At 68.6% G+C, this 19,947-nt stretch carries 14 protein-coding genes and 1 tRNA gene; 6 read left to right on the plus strand and 9 right to left on the minus strand.

The annotated features are described in order from the left end of the window. Window positions 1-58: 58 nt before the first annotated feature. The 6 genes from ABFD52_08135 to ABFD52_08160 all read right to left on the minus strand — a co-directional run bounded on the left by ABFD52_08135 (window position 59) and on the right by ABFD52_08160 (window position 10,375). On the minus strand, window positions 59-1,945 hold the full coding sequence (locus ABFD52_08135; protein ID MEN6560726.1) for an ABC-F family ATP-binding cassette domain-containing protein: 1,887 nt from the start codon (window positions 1,943-1,945) through the stop codon (window positions 59-61). 55 nt (window positions 1,946-2,000) lie between these two features. Then, window positions 2,001-2,423 (minus strand): hypothetical protein, encoded by a 423-nt coding sequence (locus tag ABFD52_08140; protein MEN6560727.1) that lies wholly within the window; start codon window positions 2,421-2,423, stop codon window positions 2,001-2,003. Window positions 2,424-2,445: 22 nt separating this feature from the next. After that, entirely contained in the window at window positions 2,446-3,816 is a 1,371-nt protein-coding gene (locus ABFD52_08145; protein ID MEN6560728.1) for an aminotransferase class V-fold PLP-dependent enzyme, read from the minus strand. A gap of 98 nt (window positions 3,817-3,914) precedes the next feature. Beyond that, window positions 3,915-5,483: an ADP-ribosylglycohydrolase family protein gene (locus ABFD52_08150; GenBank protein ID MEN6560729.1), complete on the minus strand. Its 1,569-nt coding sequence runs from the start codon at window positions 5,481-5,483 to the stop codon at window positions 3,915-3,917. After that, window positions 5,480-7,639 carry a S46 family peptidase gene (locus tag ABFD52_08155; GenBank protein ID MEN6560730.1) on the minus strand — a complete coding sequence of 720 codons (2,160 nt, stop codon included), beginning with the start codon at window positions 7,637-7,639 and terminating at the stop codon, window positions 5,480-5,482. Before ABFD52_08155 ends, ABFD52_08150 begins: the two co-directional genes overlap by 4 nt. 36 nt (window positions 7,640-7,675) lie before the next feature. Further along, window positions 7,676-10,375: a calcium-translocating P-type ATPase, SERCA-type gene (locus tag ABFD52_08160; GenBank protein MEN6560731.1), complete on the minus strand. Its 2,700-nt coding sequence runs from the start codon at window positions 10,373-10,375 to the stop codon at window positions 7,676-7,678. A gap of 141 nt (window positions 10,376-10,516) precedes the next feature. Between ABFD52_08160 and ABFD52_08165 the strand changes: the two genes are divergently transcribed. The 3 genes from ABFD52_08165 (at window position 10,517) to ABFD52_08175 (ending at window position 12,224) form a co-directional block, all read left to right on the plus strand. Then, a tRNA-Pro gene (locus ABFD52_08165) sits at window positions 10,517-10,591 on the plus strand. A 21-nt stretch (window positions 10,592-10,612) separates the two neighbouring features. Next, entirely contained in the window at window positions 10,613-10,972 is a 360-nt protein-coding gene (locus ABFD52_08170; GenBank protein ID MEN6560732.1) for a cupin domain-containing protein, read from the plus strand. 4 nt (window positions 10,973-10,976) lie between these two features. Beyond that, window positions 10,977-12,224, plus strand: coding sequence for an MFS transporter (locus ABFD52_08175; protein ID MEN6560733.1), 1,248 nt, complete (start codon window positions 10,977-10,979; stop codon window positions 12,222-12,224). A gap of 14 nt (window positions 12,225-12,238) precedes the next feature. Here the strand turns inward: ABFD52_08175 and ABFD52_08180 are convergent, their stop codons facing one another. Genes ABFD52_08180 through ABFD52_08190 form a run of 3 tightly spaced genes read right to left on the minus strand, consistent with a single transcriptional unit; the run spans window position 12,239 to window position 15,122 of the window. Beyond that, entirely contained in the window at window positions 12,239-13,312 is a 1,074-nt protein-coding gene (locus ABFD52_08180; GenBank protein ID MEN6560734.1) for a DUF362 domain-containing protein, read from the minus strand. Window positions 13,313-13,328: 16 nt separating this feature from the next. After that, a complete protein-coding gene (locus ABFD52_08185; protein ID MEN6560735.1) occupies window positions 13,329-14,474 on the minus strand; it encodes an alanine--glyoxylate aminotransferase family protein in 1,146 nt (381 codons plus the stop codon). 54 nt (window positions 14,475-14,528) lie between these two features. Continuing rightward, window positions 14,529-15,122, minus strand: coding sequence for an HAD-IA family hydrolase (locus tag ABFD52_08190; protein MEN6560736.1), 594 nt, complete (start codon window positions 15,120-15,122; stop codon window positions 14,529-14,531). 162 nt (window positions 15,123-15,284) lie between these two features. On the opposite strand from ABFD52_08190, the gene ABFD52_08195 reads away from it, so the two are divergent. From ABFD52_08195 to ABFD52_08205, 3 genes are all read left to right on the plus strand, one after another. Continuing rightward, a complete protein-coding gene (locus tag ABFD52_08195; protein MEN6560737.1) occupies window positions 15,285-15,518 on the plus strand; it encodes a hypothetical protein in 234 nt (77 codons plus the stop codon). 81 nt (window positions 15,519-15,599) lie between these two features. Further along, on the plus strand, window positions 15,600-16,046 hold the full coding sequence (locus ABFD52_08200) for a hypothetical protein (GenBank protein MEN6560738.1): 447 nt from the start codon (window positions 15,600-15,602) through the stop codon (window positions 16,044-16,046). Further along, complete coding sequence (locus ABFD52_08205) at window positions 16,046-19,906, plus strand: ATP-binding protein (GenBank protein MEN6560739.1); 3,861 nt, start codon at window positions 16,046-16,048, stop codon at window positions 19,904-19,906. The genes ABFD52_08200 and ABFD52_08205 overlap by 1 nt, the downstream gene beginning before the upstream one ends. The last annotated feature ends 41 nt before the right edge of the window (window positions 19,907-19,947 follow it).

The following is a 19,947-nucleotide window of genomic DNA, read 5'->3' on the forward strand; positions in this document are numbered from 1 at the left end:
GCTCTCGGGCAGGAATTATACCCTAAAAGCCCCCTGGAGGCGATAACCGCCGGGCGATCTAGTTGCCGGCCTCGGCGTCATCGAGATCGCGCATCCGGCTGTCGTAGCCGGCTTTTTTCGCGTCGTACTCCCCGGTCACCTTCTCCAGCTCGTCGAGCAGGCCGTCGTTCTCTTTCTTCGCCTTGTGCATGGCCTTGGAGACCTCGACGACCCTGGCTCCATCCCGGTCCGACGAGGCCCGGACGAGCTGGGCGTTGCAATCGCGCAGCGCGGCGTCGTTGGCCTCGACGGCCTTCTCGATCTCGGCGATCCGGGCCTCCAGGGGCCGCAGGGCGCGCGACCGCTCGGCGACGATCTCGGAGCGCAGCCGGCGCAGCTCCTTGGGCGTCCAGCGGGGCCGGCCGGCCGCCTCGCCCGCCGCCGCCGGCGGCGGCACGGCCGCGAGCGACCCCTGCATGACCTCGTCGCGCCAGCCGACCTTGTCCAGGAACCTCTGGTAGCCGCCCTCGTAGACGACGATGTCGTCGTTGTCGAAGACGACCAGCCGCTCGGCCAGGGCGTGGAGGAACATCTCGTTGTGCGTGACCATGACGACCGCGCCGTCGAAGGCGTCGATGGCCTCGAGCAGGGCGTCGTTGGATTCGATGTCGAGGTGGTTGGTCGGCTCGTCGAGGAGCAGCAGGTTGACCGGGGTGGCGATGAGCTTGCCCAGGAGGACCCGGCTCTTCTCGCCGCCCGAGAGCACCTTGATGGGCTTGAGGGCGTCGTCGCCCTCGAACATCATGCCGCCGGCGATGAACCGGGCCCGCTTCGGGTCCCCCTCGGGATCGCCCGAGGTGATCTCCTCGAGGACGGTGTTGGACTCGGACAGGGTCGAGATGTGGGTCTGCTCGAAGTAGCCGGCGGTCACGGACTGGGGCTCGTCGATCCGGCCGGACCGGGGCGCCAGGTCCCCGGCCAGGAGCCGGAGCAGGGTCGTCTTGCCCCGGCCGTTGCGGCCGATGATGAAGACCCGGTCCCTGGCCCCGATGCTGATGGTGAACCGGCGGATGAGCGGCCGGTCCGGCGTGTAGGAGAAGGACAGGTCGCGGACGTCCAGGGAGTACTTGTGGTAGCCCGGCTTCTCGGCGAAGGCGAACTCGAGGTTCTTGACCTCCTCGAGCTTTTGCCGCTTCTCCATCTTCTCGAGCGACTTGACCCGCGACTGGACCAGCCCGCCCAGCCGGGCCTTGGCCCGGAATCGGTTGATGAACAGGTCCATCTCCTTGCGCTTGCGCTCGTCGTTGAGCCGCGTCTTTTCGTAGATCTCCTCCTCGGCCGCGATCTGCTCGTAGTACTTGCCGGTGTCGCCCTCGATCTTGCGGACCTTGCGGCGGTGGATGCCGAGGACGTGGGTGACAACGTTGTCCATGAAGCCGCGGTCGTGGGTGATCAGCAGCAACTCGCCCGGCCAGGCGGCCAGGAAGCGCTCGAGCCAGCGCAGCGAGGTGATGTCGAGGTAGTTGCTCGGCTCGTCCAGGAGGAGCATCTGATAGTCGCCGACCAGGACCCTGGTCAGGTTGAGGCGGACCTGGTAGCCGCCCGAGAGCTCGGCCGGCTTCTTCTCCAGGTCGGCCTCGCCGAACCCGAGGCCGGCCAGGATCTTCTCGACCCGCCAGACCTCGTTCTGGGCGTCGTGGGGCAGGGCCTTGGCCGCCTCGGCCAGGACGGTCGCCTCGGAGAAGCGGGGCCGCTGCTCGAGGTAGCCGATGCGGTACTTCCGGGGCCTGGTGATCGTGCCCGAGTCGGGCTCCTCCTCCCCGGTGATCATCCGGAAGAGGGTGGTCTTGCCGTGGCCGTTGCGGCCGACGACCCCGACCCGCTCCTTGCGGTTGATCTTGAAGCTGATGGAGTCGAAGAGAGCCTGCTTCCCGAAGCTCTTCGAAAGGTTATCGACGACGATCATAGACGGATCCCTGGGCGAAATTCGAACGGACTATTATAGCAGACCGGGCGGCGGGTTACTTGGCCGCCGCCCCGGTCACGGTCTTGGTCTTGTGGGCCCCCTTGGTCACGTGGACGCGGTAGCCGTCCTCGCCCGGCAGCCAGACCTCGGCCAGGACGTACACCGTGATGTACTCCGTGTACGACGGCGCGAAGTCGCCGACCTCGTCGAAGACGAGCCGGGGCCCGGCCACGGGCGGGGCCGGCTGGGGTATCCGCTCGAGAACCGCCAGCGGAGTCTCCTTGCCGGTCGAGGCCTGCTTGAGGACCAGGCCGCCGCCGGCCGCCTTGACGACCGCGTATTCGCCCGCGGCCAGGCTCTTGCCGCCCGCTTTGAAAGCGAAGGGCGCCTTGAACGACGCCTGGGCGAAGGCCGGCGCGGCGCCGGCCGCGAAGACGATGGCCAGGGCCGCGAAAAGTGCCGCCGGTTGACGCTTCATCTGACGCCTCCTTGTCCCCGTCTCAGACCGTCACCTCGGCCGGGTAGCCCGGGATCGGGTCGGCCGCCTCGGGCACGCCGCTCTTGGCCGCCTCGGCCATGGCCTCGATGAACGTGTCGATCTCCTCGAGCGTCGTGTAGACGTTCGGCGAGACGCGCAGGGCCTGGTAGTCGAAGACCGAGTTCGGCGGCGCCCCGCCGACCAGCGGAACGACGATGATGCGGTAGTTGTTGCGGAGCCAGGTGGCCAGCTGGCGGACGTCGATGCCCTCGATGTTGACGGCCATGACGCCCCAGGCCTGGGCCGGCTCGCTCGTCTCGGTCAGGATCTTGATCTTCGAATAGGGCTTGAGGGCATTGACCCAGCGCATGTTCAGGTAGCGCAGCCGGGCCGCCTTGCGCTCGGCCCCGATGGCCTGGTGGAAAGCAAGCGATTCGCCGAGGGCCGCCCGGATGGCCCAGGGGTGGGTGCCGATCGACTCGAACTTGCGGATGTCGTTGTCCTGCTGCTCCGGCGCGGCCTGCAGCGGCCAGAACCGGGGGATCATCTCCTTGCGGACACAGAGGCAGCCGTTGCCGAGCGGGGCCAGGAGCCACTTGTGGAGGCTCACCCCGTAGGCGTCGCACTCGAGGTCATGGAGCTTGAAGGGGAAATGGCCCAGGGCGTGGGCGCCGTCGACGATGGTGACGATGCCCTTGGACCGGGCCAGGAGGGAGAGCCGCCGGACCGGGAAGAGCTGGGCCGTCAGGTTCGTGATGTGGGTGAAATGGAAGACCTTGGTCCGCGGCGTGATGGCCTTCTCGAACATATTGTAGAGGTAGTCCTGGGTCGTCGGCACCGGGAACTGGAGCCGGGTGACCTTGATGCCCTCGCGGCGCATCCGCTGGTCCCACGTCGTCAGCATGCGGGGGTAATCCTGCTCGGTCGTGATGACCTCGTCCCCGGCCTTGAGGTCGAGCCCGTTCTGGGCGATCTGCAGGGCCTCGCTGGCGCCCCGGGTCAGGGCCATCTCCTCCTTGTCGCAGCCGAACTCGTTGGCCATGCGCCGGCGCAGGGTCTCGCTGTTCCCGGCCACCATGCCCTGGTAGTGGACGGGCAGCATGTTGATCATCTCCATGTAGCGGAAGGTCGAATCCAGCGACACCCGGGGCATGGGGCAGGTGAAGCCGTTGTTCAGGTTGATGAGCTCGCGGTCAAGCTTGAAAGCCAGCTGGATCTCGCGCCAGTAGAACTCGTCCCTGGCCACCTCCTCGGCCGTCTTGCCCGCGACCGATTGGGACGCCTCGGCGATGCGCGGCAGTCCCATCGGGTCGAAGGCCACGGCGGCCGCGCCGAACGCGCCGACCGACCTCATGAACGCTCTCCGGCTCCAGGTTCCGCTCGGTTTCTTCATGCTCTGCCTCCTCGGGAAATGGGTTGATGCGATCGACGCAAGGGCGATTTTAAAACAGTCGGCGAAACCAGGTCAAGGTCCCGGCGGGAGGACCCCGGTCAGTTCCAGGCCGCCGGCCGGTCGCCGTAGACGATGAGGTCGCCGAGGCCGACCGTCCCGCCCGGCCTGGGGTTCAGGAGCCTGAGCCCGAGAGTGTGGCGGCCCTTGGCCAGCCCGTAGCCCCAGGCGATCTCGAGCCGGCGGACGAGCTCGTCGACCGGCAGGGCGATGATGGACGGCGGCCCGCCGTCGACTGTGAGCTCGACCTCGAAGGCGTACGGGTCCGAACCGGGCGCGGCCATCTTCGTCGGCCCGCCGCCCAGGACGAAGCCCGTGCCCTCGAACTCGATCAGGGCCGGCGTTTCGAGGATCGCGCCCAGCCGCCGCCGCTCGACCGGATAGCAGCCCGGGAAGCTCGTCTCGAGCCGCACCGGCCGGACGGTCTCGACCGGCAGCCGGACGCTCTCCCCTTCGACGCGGCCGCCGCTCGCGCGGACCGCCTCCAGGGCCAGGGCCAGGGTCGTCTCGCAGGCCTTGTCGAGGGACATCTCCGTATAGGGGAACGGCTTGTCCTCGATGGCCCGGAGAGGGTCGCGCCACTTCGGCGGGATGGCCTCGCAGCCCAGCATCGTCCCCAGGACGCCACCGGCGCTGGCCGGGTTGCAGTCCGAGTCCTGGCCGCACCGGGCCGCGATCTCGAGCGTCCGGCCGAAATCGCCGTGGCCGTAGAGCAGGCCGATGGCGACATAGGCCCCGTTGACCCGGGCGTCGATGTTCCCGGGATCGAACACGAAATCGGGGCAGCCGGCGTCCCCGGCCCAATTGCGCTCGACGGCCAGCCAGGCCGCCTTCCAATCAACCGGGTCGGCCTTGTAGCAGGCCAGGACGTCCCGGATGCAGCCGGCAAACCCGGACTCCGGCGGCAGGACCTTCAGGGCCCCCTCGACGACCGGCTCGACTTCGGCGCTGACGAAAGCCAGGCTGTACATGGCCGCGACGAAAACCCCGCCGTACCAGCCGTCCCCGTAATTCATGATGTGGCCGACCCGGTCGCAGATCTCCGCGCCGGCGTTGACCAGGCCCGGGCTGACGAGGCCGGCGAAGTCGGCCTCGATCTGGAAATCGATGTCGTCGGCGTGCGGCGAGTTCCTCCAGTGGCCCGAGTCCGGCGGCAGGAGGCCGTGGAGGATGTTGTAGCGGGCCGCCTGGTTGGCGTGCCAGAGCGGGTAGGCGGCATGGGCGAAGGCCTGGGCATACCGGGCCGCCGGCGCGTCGATGCCCTCGCGGGACATGACCTCGAGGAAGGTCAGGTCCATGTAGACGTCGTCGTAGAGGCCGGGCGAACGCTCGAAGCGCCGGGCCACGATGCCGTCATCCCAGGGGATGGGCTGGTAGTCGGCGATCATGGCCCCCGGAAAGCGGAACTCCGTCGGGCCGCCGAAGGTGCAGCCGATGACCTGTCCGGCCCAGCCGCCCCTGATCCGGTCGAGCAGCCCGGCTCGGGAGAGCTCGGACCCCGGGCCCGCGGCCGAAGCCCCCCTGGGGGCCGGGCGGCAGGCGACGGCCGCCGCCCCGGCCAGAACGATCAGGCCGGCGAAGCCGAAGGCCAGGCGGCGGCCCTTCATCATTTCCCTGCCAGGCCCATCTCCCGGACGATGTGCGTCGCGCCGGAGAACTTGTCGGTCACCCAGAGCACGTAGCGGAGGTCGACGCTGATCGAGCGCTGCAGCTCGGGGATGATGTAGTAGTCGCCGATGACGCTCTCATAGGTCATATCGAAGATGATGCCGATCTGCTCGCCCCTGGCGTTGAGGGTCGGGGAGCCGGAGTTGCCGCCGGTCACGTTGGTCGTGTTCAGGAAGCAGGCCGGGACGTCCCCGAGCCGGGGGTCGGCGTAGGGGCCGAAGTCCTTAGACTTCCAGAGGTCCTTGATCTTGGCCGGGACCCGGAACGGGGAGACGCCGGTATCCTTCTCGACGACGCCCTTGACCGTCGTCTGCGGCAGGTACAGGACGGCGTCCCGCGGCTGGTAGCCCAGGACCGGGCCGTAGGTGAAGCGGATGGTGCCGTTGGCGTCGGGCGGATAGGTGCCCTTCTTCATCTCCAGGATGGCCGCTTCGTAGGTCATCTTGAGATCGGCGCCTTCCCGGGAGAAGCCCTTGCTCTCCTCGCGCACGCCTTTGAGCTCCTGCTCCATGCCGGCGGCGATCTTGAGGAACGGATCGTCGACCGCGGCCAACTGGGCCGGCTTGAGTCCGACGAGCTCGAGCCTCTTCGCCGGATCGCCCAGCGCCGTCCCGGCGTACATGGCGTCCACCCGGGCGGCCACGTCGGCGTCGGCGCCGGCGGCCAGCTGCCGGAGCGAGGCGGGCCAGGCCGCGACGTCGGGATGGGCGGCCTTGAGCCGCTTGAGCGTCCACTTCAGCAGCTCCCGGTCGGTGGCGAAGACATAGCCGCGCTCGGCCAGCTGCAGGCCCTGCTTGAACCGGGGCAGGTTCCGCTCCTGGAAGGCCGGCTCGCGGTCCTTGTCCGGCTTCTGCGTCTCGTTCACGGCCCGCAGGATGTTGTAGGCCTGGGACATGATGGTCGAGCCGCCGAGGACGCCGTTCAGCAGCTCCGTCCTGGCCCCGAAGGCCTTCTGGCGGACCTGGAAGGCCTCGAGTGCGGCCGGAGCGGCGCCGTACTTCCTGGCCCGCGCCGGATCGGCGGCGATCCAGTCGAGGAGTTCCTTCTCCTGGGCCGCCTTCTTGGCCGCGAGGTCGTACTTGACGAAGCCCTCGAGCTTGCCCTGATAATTCTTGAGGCCGTTGTAGAGGCCCTTGACCAGGCCGGCGTAGCGGATCTCGACCTCCTTGTCGGCCTTGCCGGCGGCTTCGTAGAAGCCGATGAGGTCCTGGACGTCCTTGACCCGCTTGGCCATGTTCTCCTGGTCGGCCTTGAGCTCGGCCAGGGCGTAGTTGCGGTAGGTCCGTCCCGGATAGCCCATGACGAAGGTGAAGTCGCCTTCCTTGAAGCCGTCGAGGGAGACCTTCAGCCAGACCTTGGGCTTGTAGGGGACGTTCGACGGGCTGTAATCGGCCGCCGTCCCGTCGGGGGCGACATAGGCCCGCAGGAACGAGAAGTCGCAGGTGTGGCGGGGCCACATCCAGTTGTCGGCCTCGCCGCCGAAGTTCCCCAGGTCCAGGGGCGGCGCGTAAACGAGCCGGACGTCGCGGATCTGCTTGAAGGTATAGAGATAGTAGGCGTTGCCGCTGTACATCGAGGCCAGCGTGCAGCGAAGGTCCTGGCCGGCCTTTTCGCCGGACGCGATGAGGTCCTTCTGGGCCTTGTCGAAGGCGTCGTAGCGCTGCCGCGGCGTCATCTTGGGCCTGAAGTAGGCGTTGACCTTGGCCGTCACGTCCTCGTAGCCGATGAGGACGCCGGCCTGGTAGCCCTGGGCCGGGATCTCCTCGCCCCTGGTCCGGGCCAGGAAGCCGTCGCTGATGTAGTCCTTCTCCTTGCTCGAGGCCCTCTGGATAGCGCCGTAGGCGACGTGGTGGTTGGTCAGGACGAGGCCCTCCGGGCTGACGAACTCGCCCGTGCCGCCGCCGAGGTTGACAACGGCGCTCATGAGGCCGGTGCCGTCCTTCTTATAGAGCTCGCCCGGGTCCATCTGCAGGCCCTGGGCCTTGAGGTTGAGGTCCTTCATCTGGTGGGGCATCCACATGCCCTCGTCGGCGCCGGCCGAGAAGACCAGGGCCAGGGCGAAGGCCGCGAACGCGAGATAACGGGCGAATCTTTTCATGTTGCCTCCTTCGGGGTCGGTCCCCGTTCGTTCCTGTCAATATAGAGTGTAGAAGTTGAACTTCCTGTTGAGCGCCTTGACGATCTCCATGATCCAGAGCGGCAGGGAGGAGAGAGCGATCATCATGCCCAGGTCGAGCAGGCTCAGGGCCCGGGTCTTGAAGACCGGCTGCAGGAAGGGCGCGTAGATGATGCCCAGCTGGAGCGCGAACGAGAGGACCGTGGCGCCGACGAGCTGGGGATTGGTGAATATCCTCAGCTTGAACAGGGACTCCCGCATGCTCCGGCAGTTGAAGGAGTGAAAGAGCTGGCTGCAGGCCAGGGTGGCCAGGGCCGCGGTCCGGGCCGTGGCGATGTCCTCCTTCTCGTAGAGGACGAACAGGAAGGCGGCCAGGCTGCAAGCCGCGATGAGGACGCCCTGGACCCCCATGAGCCAGCCCCGGGCCCTCGTGACGACCGGCTCGTCGGGCTGGCGCGGCGGCCGCTCCATGATCTTCGGGTCGACCGGGTCGACGCCGAGGGCCAGGGCCGGCAGGCCGTCCGTCACCAGGTTGACCCAGAGGAGCTGGATGGGCAGGAGGGGCACCGGCAGGCCGATCAGGGCCGTGACGAACATGACCAGGATCTCGCCCAGGTTGCAGGACAGCAGGTAGTGGATGAACTTGCGGATGTTGTCGTAGATGCCCCGGCCTTCCTCGACCGCGGCCACGATCGAGGCGAAGTTGTCGTCGGTGACGACCATGTCCGAAACTTCCTTGGTCACGTCGGTCCCGGTTATGCCCATGGCCACGCCGATGTCGGCCTCCTTGACGGCCGGCGCGTCGTTGACGCCGTCGCCGGTCATGGCCGCGATCTCTCCCCGCCGGCGCCAGGCCTGAACGGCCCGCAGCTTGTGCTCGGGGGAGACGCGGGCATAGACGGCCACGTTCTCGACGGCGGCGTCGAGGTCCGCGTCGCTGAGACGGTCGACGTCCTCGCCGGTCAGGGCCCGGGCCTCCGGGCCGTAGAAGCCGAGCTCGCGGGCGATGGCCACGGCCGTGTTTCGGTGGTCGCCCGTGATCATGACCGTCCTGATGCCCGAGGTCCGGCATTTGGACATGGCCTCCCGGACTTCTGGCCGGGGCGGGTCGATCATGGCCACGAGCCCGGCGAAGGTCAGGTCCCGCTCGATCGTCTCGGCCGAATAGGCGTGCGGCTCCTCATCGAGGTTCCGGTAGGCCACGGCCAGGACGCGGAGGGCCTGGTCCGAGAACCCGTCGTTGGCCTTCATGATGCGCTCGCGGTCGGCGGCCGTGAGCGGGCGCTCCGCGCCGTCCTCGAGGATGCTGCGGCAGTCCTTGAGCAGGAGGTCGGGGGCGCCCTTGGTGAACGTCGTCAGCTCCTGGTCGGCCCGGCGGACGATGCTCATCTTCTTGCGCTCGGAGTCGAAGGGCAGCTCCTCGACCATCTCGTAGTCCTCTTCCTCCTCCCCTTTCCAGATCCCGGCCTTGGCCGCCGCGCTGAGGATGGCGATCTCGGTCGGGTCGCCGAAGACGACGGTCGTCCCGTCCTTGACCGAGAGCCGGGCGTTGTTGCAGAGGACGCCCGCGGTCAGGACCTTGAGCAGGTCGACCCGATCGCGCGGGTCGACGGGACCGGCCGCTGTCCGGAACTCGCCGGCGGGATCGTAGCCCGTGCCGGTCACGTCATAGACGTCCCTCGACGTCCAGACGGCCCGGACGGTCATCTCGTTCTTGGTCAGGGTGCCCGTCTTGTCCGAGCAGATGACCGTGGCGCAGCCGAGCGTCTCGACCGACGGGAGCTTGCGGATCAGGACGTGGCGCCGGACCATGCGCTGGACGCCCAGGGCCAGGGCGATCGTGACGACGGCCGGCAGGCCCTCGGGGATGGCGGCCACGGCCAGGCTGACCGAGGTCAGGAACATGTCGAGGATCCGGCCGCCGCGCAGGACCTCGAGGCCGAAGACGACGGCGACGAGGGCGAAGCAGAGATAGACGAGCAGCTTGCTGAACTCCTCGAGCTTCCTCTGCAGGGGCGTCGTCTCCTTCCTGATGCCCTGGATGAGCCCGGCGATGCGGCCGAGCTCGGTCGACATCCCCGTCTCGACGACGATGGCCCGGGCCTTGCCGGAGACGACCGACGTCCCCATATAGAGGATGTTGGCCCGCTCGGCCAGGGGGATATCCGCCTCTTCAAGGGCGATATCGGTCTTGGCGACCGGCGTCGACTCGCCGGTCAGGCTGGCTTCCTGGGCGGCGAAGTTGGAGGTGTGCCAGGCGACCCGGCTGTCGGCCGGGACATGGTCGCCGGCCTCGACCTCGATTAGATCGCCGGGGACGAGGTCCCGGGCCGGGACGACCTGGGCGGCCCCGTCCCGGATGACCTTGGAGTTCGGGGCCGAGAGCTTCCGCAGGGCGGCCAGGCTCTTCTCGGCCCGGTACTCCTGGACAAGGCCGAGGACGGCGTTGAGGATGACGATGGCCAGGATGGCCAGGGCGTCGACCCACTCCTCCAGGAACCCCGAGACGACCGCGGCGCCGATGAGGACCACGATCAGAAGGCTCTTGAACTGGTCGAAGAAGATGGCCAGGGGGCCACGGCCCTTCTTCTCCCGGAGCTCGTTGGGCCCGGCCGTCACGAGCTTCCCGGCCGCGGCGGACGAGGCGAGGCCGGCCTTGGCGTCCGTGCCGAGATCCCGAACGACCTCCTCGATCGCGAGATGCCACCACTTGGTCATGACCAATGTCCTCCGGGAACCGAGTCGGAAAAGGGACCAGTATTATACAATGTCGCGGCGGGTCGCGACAAACATTCCGGGACGGCAGCGGATACCCCCTTCCATTCGGCCGCGGAAATGTGTATAATAAGCCGCTCACGTCGGGGAGTAGCGCAGCCTGGCTAGCGCACAGCGTTCGGGACGCTGGGGTCGTGGGTTCAAATCCCACCTCCCCGATTCTTCGTGATCCTTCGACCGATGTTCATCAAGACGCTCGATGATGTCTCCGGATCCAGGGCCGGCGACGCTTCCTTCCTGAAAGAACTCCTGAACCCGGCCCGCGAGCCCCTGTCGCTCCGCTGCAGCCTGGCCCACGCCGAGGTGAGCCCCGGCGCCGCGACCCTGCCCCATCGGCTGCAGGCCTCCGAGGTCTACTACATCCTCGAGGGCCGCGGCCGCATGCATGTCGGCGGCGAGGCGGCCGAGGTCGCGGCGGGCCAGGCCGTCTACATCCCGCCCGGCGAAACCCAGTTCATCGAGAACACCGGCGCGTCCCGCCTGGCCTTCCTCTGCCTCGTCGATCCGGCCTGGACGCCGGCGGGCGAAGAGGTCCTCTAGGGAGATGCTGAGCCGGATCAGCCGCCTGCGGCGGCAGATGAGCTGGGAACAGGCGTTCACCGCGCTGAAGTACCCGAACTACCGCCTCTGGTTCTGGGGCCAGATGGCCTCGCTCTTCGGCTCGTGGATGCAGTCGACGGCCCTGGGCTTCCTCATCTTCGACTTGACCAAGTCGCCCGTCTATCTCGGCCTGGTCGGCTTCGCCGCCGGCATCCCGACCTGGCTCTTCACGCTCTACGCCGGCGTCATCGCCGACCGCGTGTCCCGGCGGACGATCCTCATCGTCACGCAGACTTCGATGATGGCCCTGGCCTTCGGCATCGCCGGCCTGACCTTCCTGCACTGGATCCGGCCCTGGCACATCCTGGTCATGGCCTTCCTTCTCGGCGTGGCCAATTCGTTCGACGCCCCGGCCCGGCAATCCTTCGTCCTGGAGATGGTCAGTTTCGAGGACATGACCAACGCCATCGCCCTGAACTCGGCCATGTTCAACACGGCCATGGCCCTAGGACCGGCGGTCGGCGGCCTGCTCTACGGCTACCTCGGGCCGGGCTGGTGCTTCACCATCAACGGCGCGAGCTTCCTCGCCGTCATCGCCGCCCTGCTGCGGATGAGGCTCAAGGCCTTCGTGCCGCGCCAGGAAAGGTTCTCGGCCGCGGCCGAGCTAAAGGAGGGCCTCAAGTACGTCGTCCGCCACCCGCTCATCCGGACGATCATCGGCCTCGTGGGCGCGGTCAGCCTGTTCGGGATCTCGTTCGTCACCCTGTTCCCGGCCTGGGCGGTCAATATCCTTCACGGCGACGCCAAGACGAACGGCTTCCTGCAGTCGGCCCGCGGCCTGGGCGCGCTCGTCGCCGCCCTGCTCATCGCCTCGCTCGGCCGGTTCGGGTTCCGCGGCAAGCTCCTGACCTTCGGCACCTTCGCCCTGCCGGTCACCGTCGCGGCCTTCGCCCTTGTCCGCTGGACCCCGCTGGCCCTCCTGATCGTCTTCGGATCAGGCCTGGCGAACATCCTGGTCCTCAACCTGGCCAACGCCCTCGTCCAGACCCACGCGCACGACCGGCTGCGGGGGCGGATCATGAGCGTCTATACGCTGACGTTCTTCGGGATGATGCCCGTCGGCGCTCTCGCGATCGGCTTCGCGGCCGAGCGTTGGGGCCAGCCGGCGGCCATCCTCATCGCCGCGGGTGCGATGCTCGCGGCGGCCTCGCTGCTGACGATCGCCATGCCTGGCCTGCGCCGTCAGGCCTGAGCCCGGCGCGCGGGTCAGGGGATCTCGACCAGGGCGTAGGCCCTCGATCCCAGCCCGATCGCCTCGCCGTGGGCCAGCTGGCCCGACCAGTCGATGTCGTACCCGGCGCGCAGGGGGTCACTGCCCCCGCCCCGGGCGACCAGGAGGTCGGCCGCAGCCTGGTCGATGGCCACCGGGTCCAGGGAAGCCAGGACGCCGATGTCCTCGGCGATCGGCTTCTGGTTCCGGGCCATGCAGTCGCAGTCCTTGGTCACCTGGATGAGGAAGCTGACGAACACCGCCTTGTCCCCGAAATGCGACAGGACGCGCCGGGCGTACTCGGCCATCTTCTCCTGGAGGCGCAAAGAATCCTCGTCCCACCTCATTTTGATGGCGCCGGGCTTGCAGACGACCAGGCATTCGCCGCAGCCGATGCACTTGGCCGGCTCGATGGCGACGCGGCCCTCGGCCTGGACGATGGCCGCGGCCGGGCAAAAGGATATGCAGACGCCGCAGTTGCGGCACTGCTTGGCGTTGACGCGGGGACGCGTCACGGAATGCTGGTCGAGCTTGCCGGCCCGCGAGGCGCAGCCCATGCCGATGTTCTTGATGGCCGCCCCGAGGCCGGTCTGGACGTGGCCGGTGACGTGGGCCAGGCCGATCAGGGCGTCCGCGTCCAGGATGGCGCTGGCGATCTTGGAGGAGGCCGTCCGGGCCTGGGCGCTCCGCGGCTCCTGCTTGTCGCGGCCGATCAGGCCGTCGGCGATGATGACCGGCAGGCCGGTCGCTTCCGGCGTGAAGCCGTGGGACCAGGCCAGGCGGAGATGGTCGATGGCGTTCGAGCGGCGGCCGACGTAGAGCGTGTTGGAGTCGGTCAGGAAGGCGTGGGCGGTCTTTTCCCGGAGGTCAGCGATCAGGCCGGAGAGCCAGGCTGGCTTGATGTAGCCCGTGTTGTTGTTCTCGCCGAAGTGGATCTTGAGGGCGACAAAATCTTCCTCGCCGAGCCGGTCGTTGAAGCCGGTCGCCCGGTAGGCCGTCCGGACCTTGCCGGCCAGGGCCTCGGCCGGCTCGCGGCCGGCGGCAGGAACGAAATAGACGCGGCTTTTCATCCGTCCTGTCCTTGCCTCAGGCTTTGAGCAGGGCGTCGACGGCCCGGCGCCCCTGGCCCGAATCGACGGCCCGGCCCAGCCCGGCCAGCGTTTTCCCGACGGCGTCGATCGCGAACCGGACCTGGGCCGAGGTCAGGTTGCCCATGTGGCCCATGCGGAAGACCCGGCCGGCCGTGGGGCCGAGCCCGCCGGCGACGACGACCCCGTTGGCGGAGAGGCCGGCCCGGAAGGCCTTGTCCTCGACACCGTCCGGGTAGCGCGCGACCGAGAGCGTCGAGGCCGCGAAGCGGGGGTCGGTGAAGAAGGTGAAGCCGAGGGCGGCCAGGCCGGCCCGGAGGGCCCGGCCGTGAAGATCGTGGCGCTCGAACCGTTCCTCGATCCCCTCCTCGAGGACGATGCGGGTCGCCTCGGCGAAGGCCCGGATCTCGTTGACGCAGGGGGTCGAGAAATATTTCGTCGGATCATGCATGACCGGCAGCCAGCGCATGACGTCGGAATAGTAGGCCGGGACCGAGGCCAGGCCGCGGCGCTTCTCCATGGCCGCCTCGGAGAACACGCAGAGGGCCAGGCCGGGCGGCGTGCCCAGGCATTTCTGGGCCGCGGTCAGGACGACGTCGATGCCCCAGGCGTCCATGCGCTCCGGGATGCCGCCCGTGGCGCAGACGCCGTCGACGACGAAGATCGCCCCGGTCCTGGCCAGGGCCTGGGCGTATTCCTCGACCGGGGCGCAGGCGCCGGTCGCGGTGTCGACATGGGTGCAGACGACGACGTTATAGCTCCTGGTTCTCAGCTGCCGCTCGAGCTCGCCCGGGGTGACGGCCCGGCCCCATTCGCACTCGAGGACGTCGTGGCCGATCCCGAAGGCCCGGCAGATCTGGGCCATGCGGTCGCCGAAATAACCCTGCGACACGACCAGGACCCGGTCGGCGGGGCCGGCGGTGTTGAGCAGGGCCATCTCCATGGACAGCGTCCCCGCCCCGGCGACGATGAAGGGTTCGCCGTTCGCGCAGAAGACGATCTTCTTGAGGTTCTCGCAGGCCTCCGCCAGGTCGCGGGCCATGTCCGGCCCGACGTGGGAAACCGTCGGCAGGGCCAGGGCGTCGAGGATGCGCGGCACGACCGGGCTCGGGCCGGGGATGAGGAGGAGCTTCTCTTGGGACATCGGGATCCTTTCGAACAGGGCTCCCGTCCATTTTGACCAATCGACGGCCTGAAATCAAGGACGGTCCGGAAGGGGCCCCAAACAGATGGCCCTGGCCAGGGCCTCGAGGGACGGCAGGACCTTGACCGGGTAGCCGGCAAAGCGCTCCGGCTCGTTCGACAGGAGATAGATGGCCTCGATCCCGGCGTCGAGGGCGGCCAGGACATCGAAGCGCGTGTCTCCGACCACCCCGACCTCCGCCGGCCCAAGGCCGAGCGTTCGCAGGACCTCGAGGAACGGCGCCCCGGACGGCTTCCATAGGCCGCTCTCCCGGGTGATGACGCAGTCGAAGGCCAGGCCGAACTTGCCCAGCAGGAACTCCGCGTTCTTGCGGGAGTTGTTCGTGACCAGGGCCACGGCCAGGCTGCGGGCCCGCAGCCGGTCCAGGAGCCCGCTGAACCCTTCGCGCAGGACGGAGGCCTCGGTCTGCCGGGCCTCGTGGCCCTCGAGGATGGCCCATTTGGCCGAGCGCTCCGGCTCGACGAGCGCGTCGAGGTAGGCCAGGATGGACATCTCGCCCGTGCCGAGTTCGTCCCGGATACGGGCCCAGTCGTAATCGTTCTCGACGACCGTGCCGTCGAGGTCGAAGATGACGCCTCTGAGCCTCATGACTTGGTCCACCCGTCCTTGACCCGCCCGGCCTCTCCCGGCCCGGGCTTCCCTGGCATTCTAGCGGAAAGAACGGGCGATTTCTATCGCGCCCGGCGTTGACGGCCCGGCGAGGGCTTTGCTATAATCCGCGCCGACGGAAGAACTCAGGGAGGTTCCATCATGGGTAAGATCATCGCCGTCGTGGGCGGGCTCATCGCCATGGCCGGCGGCCTGGCCCTGGTCATCATCTCGGCCACTTTCCGCGCCGCCTTCGTCCAGGTCGTGCTCGGGTTCATCCCGCCCATCCTGTTCTTCGGCGGATTCATCTGCCTCATCGCCGGCATCAGCAGCATCAAGGACGCCAAAAGGACCAAGAAGCTCGAGCAGGAAGCCGAAGCCAAGAAGGACGCCTGAGATCCGCCGCCCGCCGGCCCGCGCCGGCGGCATCGCTGCTTGCCACTCCCGAAAGGGCTGTGTTAAGATGGTGACGCCAACGTGGTCGCTTTTCATCTGCTGCCGCTGACCCTTCTCCTGTCGTTCCCGGCCCCCGTCGCCACCCAGGTCCAGGCGGCTTTCCTCCAGGGTTCGCCGGCCATCCTCCGCCGAGTCCTCGCGACCGACGGCGCCATCCCAATCTCCCTCCCCGAGCCGCTGGCCCTGGCCGACCAGCTCTCGCCCGACCAGACCTATCTCGTCTTCCTCCGCTATTTCGCGACCTTCAAGACGACCGAGTTCACCATCGATCCCCTGATGTCCTCGCTGCCCGGCGTGCCGGGCGGCATCCTGAGGGCCCGCTGGTCCTTCCGCAACGAGCGGACGGGCGCGTCCTACTCGTTCCGCCTGTATTTTTTCGTCGTCCCGGCGGGCCCGGCCGTTCGGTCAGGCATCCCGGCGCCGTTCGGGACCTCCCGGATCGTCGAGATCCGGGCGGAGAGGCGCTGATGTCCGCGCCCGCCTCCCGGCGCCGCGGCCCGCTGCCGGTCGTGGCCGGCTCGGCCCTAGCCGCGGCGGTCCTCGCCGTCGGGCTCTCGCTCCTCGTGCCCGGTTTCCTGGCCAGGGATTTCGACGCCAGGAGCCTGGCCGCCCTGCGCAAGCAGGCCGTCCGCACCCGGCGGGAGTTCTCCGGCCTGCTGGCCTCCCTGGCGGCCCGGAAGTCCCGGTTCGCCGGGCCGGCTCTTCCCGCCAAGGCCGCGGATTTCTTCGCGATCTTCCGCGCCGCCGGCCTCGATCCGGAGAAGGAAGGCATCGCCCTGACGGACGTCGGCGGCGATGTCCAAGCCTGGTACGGCAACGTTCTGAGCCCCGAGAACCAGTGGGACCCGGCGGCCCTAAAGGAGCACGGGCGGGACGGCGGCTCGGTCCTGGTCAAGTCCAAAGCCTCGGTCTACCTCGTCGCCCTGCAGCCGATCGAGGGCGGCCGGATGCTCTTCCACTTCGCCCTGCTGGCTTTCAACCCTCCCGTCCGGTCCTCCTACATCAGCTCCTACAACGCCCTGCGCCCGGCTCCGCCGTTCGAGCTGGCCGTCGACTATTGGGACTTCCGGGACGACATCAAGGGCTACCAGGAGTTCTTCACCCGGCACGGCGACGAGTTCCCCAGCCAGTCCCGGCAGAAGAACGAGATCCAGACGCTCTACTTCCCGCTCCGGAACGAGGCCGGCCGCATCACGGCCACCGTCACCCTGGCCTCGCCGTCCCTGACCTCGCGGCTCTCGGCGGCGCGGGATAGCCTGAGCCTGGTGGTCCTGCTCGCCCTGATCGTCTCCGCCGGCGCGGGCCTTGTCGCCTTCTGGTCCTCGCCCGGGTTCCTGCGGCGGCACGGCTTCGTCCCGGCGGCCCTGGGCGCCGCCCTGCTCGTCGTGATGAGGCTCCTGGCCCTGCCGCTGGGCCGGCTCGAGCGGCTCCAATCCCTGTCCCTCTTCAAGCCGGCCGTGGCCGGATTCTCGTCCTGGGCCGGCCTGACCGGATCGCCGATCGACATCCTCCTGACCGCCCTGACCGGTCTCGGCCTCGCGGTCTGCGCCGCCGCTCTGGTTTTCCCGCGGACCGAGGGCCGGGAGGCCCGCCGGTCCGTCCCCCTGACCGTCCTGGCCCACATCGTCGCGGCCGCGGCCGCCGCCGGGATCGTGCTCGCCCTGCGGGAGGCCTGCCGGCTGGTCGTCTTCAATTCCAACCTGTCGCTCCTGCGCTGGGATCTCGACGTTTCGCGCCTGTCCCTGCAGCTCGGCCTCTTCGCCGTCCTGGCCGCGGCGCTCCTCGTCCTGGCCGTCGTCGTCCGTCTGGCCTTCCGGGGCTTGCGGACGAACTGTGTCTTCGGCCTGGCCGCCGCCCTGGCCGCGGCCGCCGCCGTCCTGGCCGTCCCTCCGCGCTCCTCGGCCCTGCTCGCGGCCGTCACCGCGGTCCTGGCCGCCGGGGTCTTCGCGGTCGCCGTCCGGCCGGGTTTCGCGCGGCGGCGCGAGGTCTGGGTGGCCGGCCTGGTCATCGCCGCGCTCTGGCTGACCCGCTCGGTCGACGGCCTGAACGACGCCCGCACCCGCCGCCTTCTCGAAACGACGGTGACCCATACGGTCCAGAGCCAGGCCGGCTGGGCCAAGTTCCTCATCGAGGAATCCCTGCCCGTCCTCGACCGCAGCGAGGCCCGGCTCGTCGCCTACCTCAAGGACCCCAAGGACAAGGGGGCCCTGGCCCAGGAGCTCTGGGAAGGGACCCCGGTGGCCCGGGCCAACTGGTATTCGAGCCTGGAGGTCCGCGACGCCGAGGGCGAGCTCTACAGCCGCTTCTCCCTGAACGTGCCCAAGTTCCTGGGCAGCTCGCCCGACCTGCCGTTCTCCGCGGACTGGGCCATCGCCCCCCACGCCCAGACCTTCATCGGCCGGGAGAAGGACTTTCTCGTCGGCTATAAGGACTTCACCGAGGCCGGCACGCCCATCGGCCGCGTCCTTCTCTATGTCTCCCTCGACCCGGAGATGCTGCCATTCCTCTACTCCGCCAATCCCTATTTCGAGGTGCTGCGGACCGATTCCCTGCCGTCCCTGGGCCAGATCGATTTCGGCTGCGAGATCTTCGACCTCGGGGGCCGGTCGCTGTTCAATCCGCGCAAGCTGACCGCCGGCCTGGCCGCAACTGACCTCGAGCGCCTGCGGCGGAGCGCGGCGCCGTTCTGGACGACGTTTCGGGAGGGCGGGACGGTCTACGACGCCGACCTCTTCCGCTGGGGCAGCCGCGCCTACAGCCTGTTCGTGCCGCGCAAGAATCTCCGGACCCAGGCGGTCGACTTCCTGCGCTTCTTCTTCGTCGGCCTGGCCGCGGCCCTGCTGGCGGCGGCCGCCGCCCTGGCCGGGGGCCGGGCGTCGCTCGGCCGGCCGTTCTGGTCGTTCTCGAGCCGCGTCTACGCCGCCTTCCTGGCCGTGGCCGTGGTCCCCATGCTCCTTTTCACGGTTTTCACCCGGAACCTCTTCGACCGCCTGTTCACCGAGCAGTTCGTCGACGATGCCGCTGTCCACGCCAGCTACGCCCAGGGGCTGATGGAGGCGTTCAGCAACATCCAGGGCACCGAGCTCTCGCCGGCCCCGTCGACGCAGGAGGACCTGGCTTTCTGGATCAGCGAGACCCTGTCGAGCGACGTCATCCTCTACCAGGACGCCGTGGTCAGCGCCTCGAGCCGCCGCGAGTTCTTCGAGAGCGGATTGCTGCCGGACATCATCGACGGGGAGGCCTACCGTGACCTCGTCTACGACCGCAAGCCCTACTCGGTCCGGCGGACCCGGCTGGGCGGCTACTCGTTCCAGACCCTGACCGTGCCCTACGAGGCCGGAGCCTCGACGCTGTTCATCTCCCTTCCCTTCCCGTTCGAGCGTCAGCAGCTCGACAAGGCCACCCGGGAGACCGTCGAGTTCCTCGTCGTCCTTTCGGCCTTGTTCGTCGTCCTGGTCCTCGTCTTCTCCCGGGGCATCAAGAGCATGATCATCGTCCCCGTGCGCAAGCTCCTGGCCGGGACCCGGGAGGTCGGCCTGGGCAACCTCGAGGTCCAGATCGATCACCGCTCCCGCGACGAGATGATGACCCTCATCGACGGCTTTAACACCATGGTCCGGAACCTCCGGGCCCACGAGCAGGAGCTGGCCGAGATGAGCAAGAAGGTGGCCTGGACCGAGATGGCCCGCAAGGTCGCCCATGAGATCAAGAACCCGCTGACGCCGATCCAGCTGTCGGCCGAGCACATCCTCAGGGTCTACGAGGACCGGCGCGGGGATTTCGACCAGGCCCTCCGGGAATCCATGTCCTACATCATCAGCGAGGTCGAAAACCTGCGGCGCATCGCCACGGAGTTCATGGAGATCGCCCGGGACGTGACGGTCCGCAAGGAGCCGGTCGACCTGCGGCTGGTCCTCGAAGAGGTCCTGCAGCCCTACCGCCGGCTGCTGGCCGAGCGCATCCGCTTCAAGCTCGTCGCCGAGGGGGACGATTTCCGGGCCAACGGCGACGAGGTCAAGCTCAAGACCGCCTTCCGCAATGTCGTCGCCAACGCCGTCGAGGCCATCGGGGCGCGGGGCCAGGTCGCGGTCGGGGTCGTCCGGCGCGGCCCCCGCCTCGTCGTCACGGTCAGCGACACCGGGTCGGGCATGAGCCGGGAGACGGCCGAGCGGATCTTCGACCTCTACTTCTCGACCAAGGACGCCGGGACAGGGCTCGGCCTGCCGATCACGAAGAAGATCGTCGAGGAGCATGGCGGCACGATCTGCGTCTCGAGCCAGCCGGGGCGGGGCACGACGGTCGTCATCGAGCTGCCGGCCGGCCAATGACCGGTGGCATTTTCGGCCGGATTCTGGCAGAATAGCGGGCG

The sequence above is a fragment of the Acidobacteriota bacterium genome (genome assembly GCA_039683095.1).
Lineage (GTDB): Bacteria > Acidobacteriota > Aminicenantia > Aminicenantales > Saccharicenantaceae > RBG-16-66-30.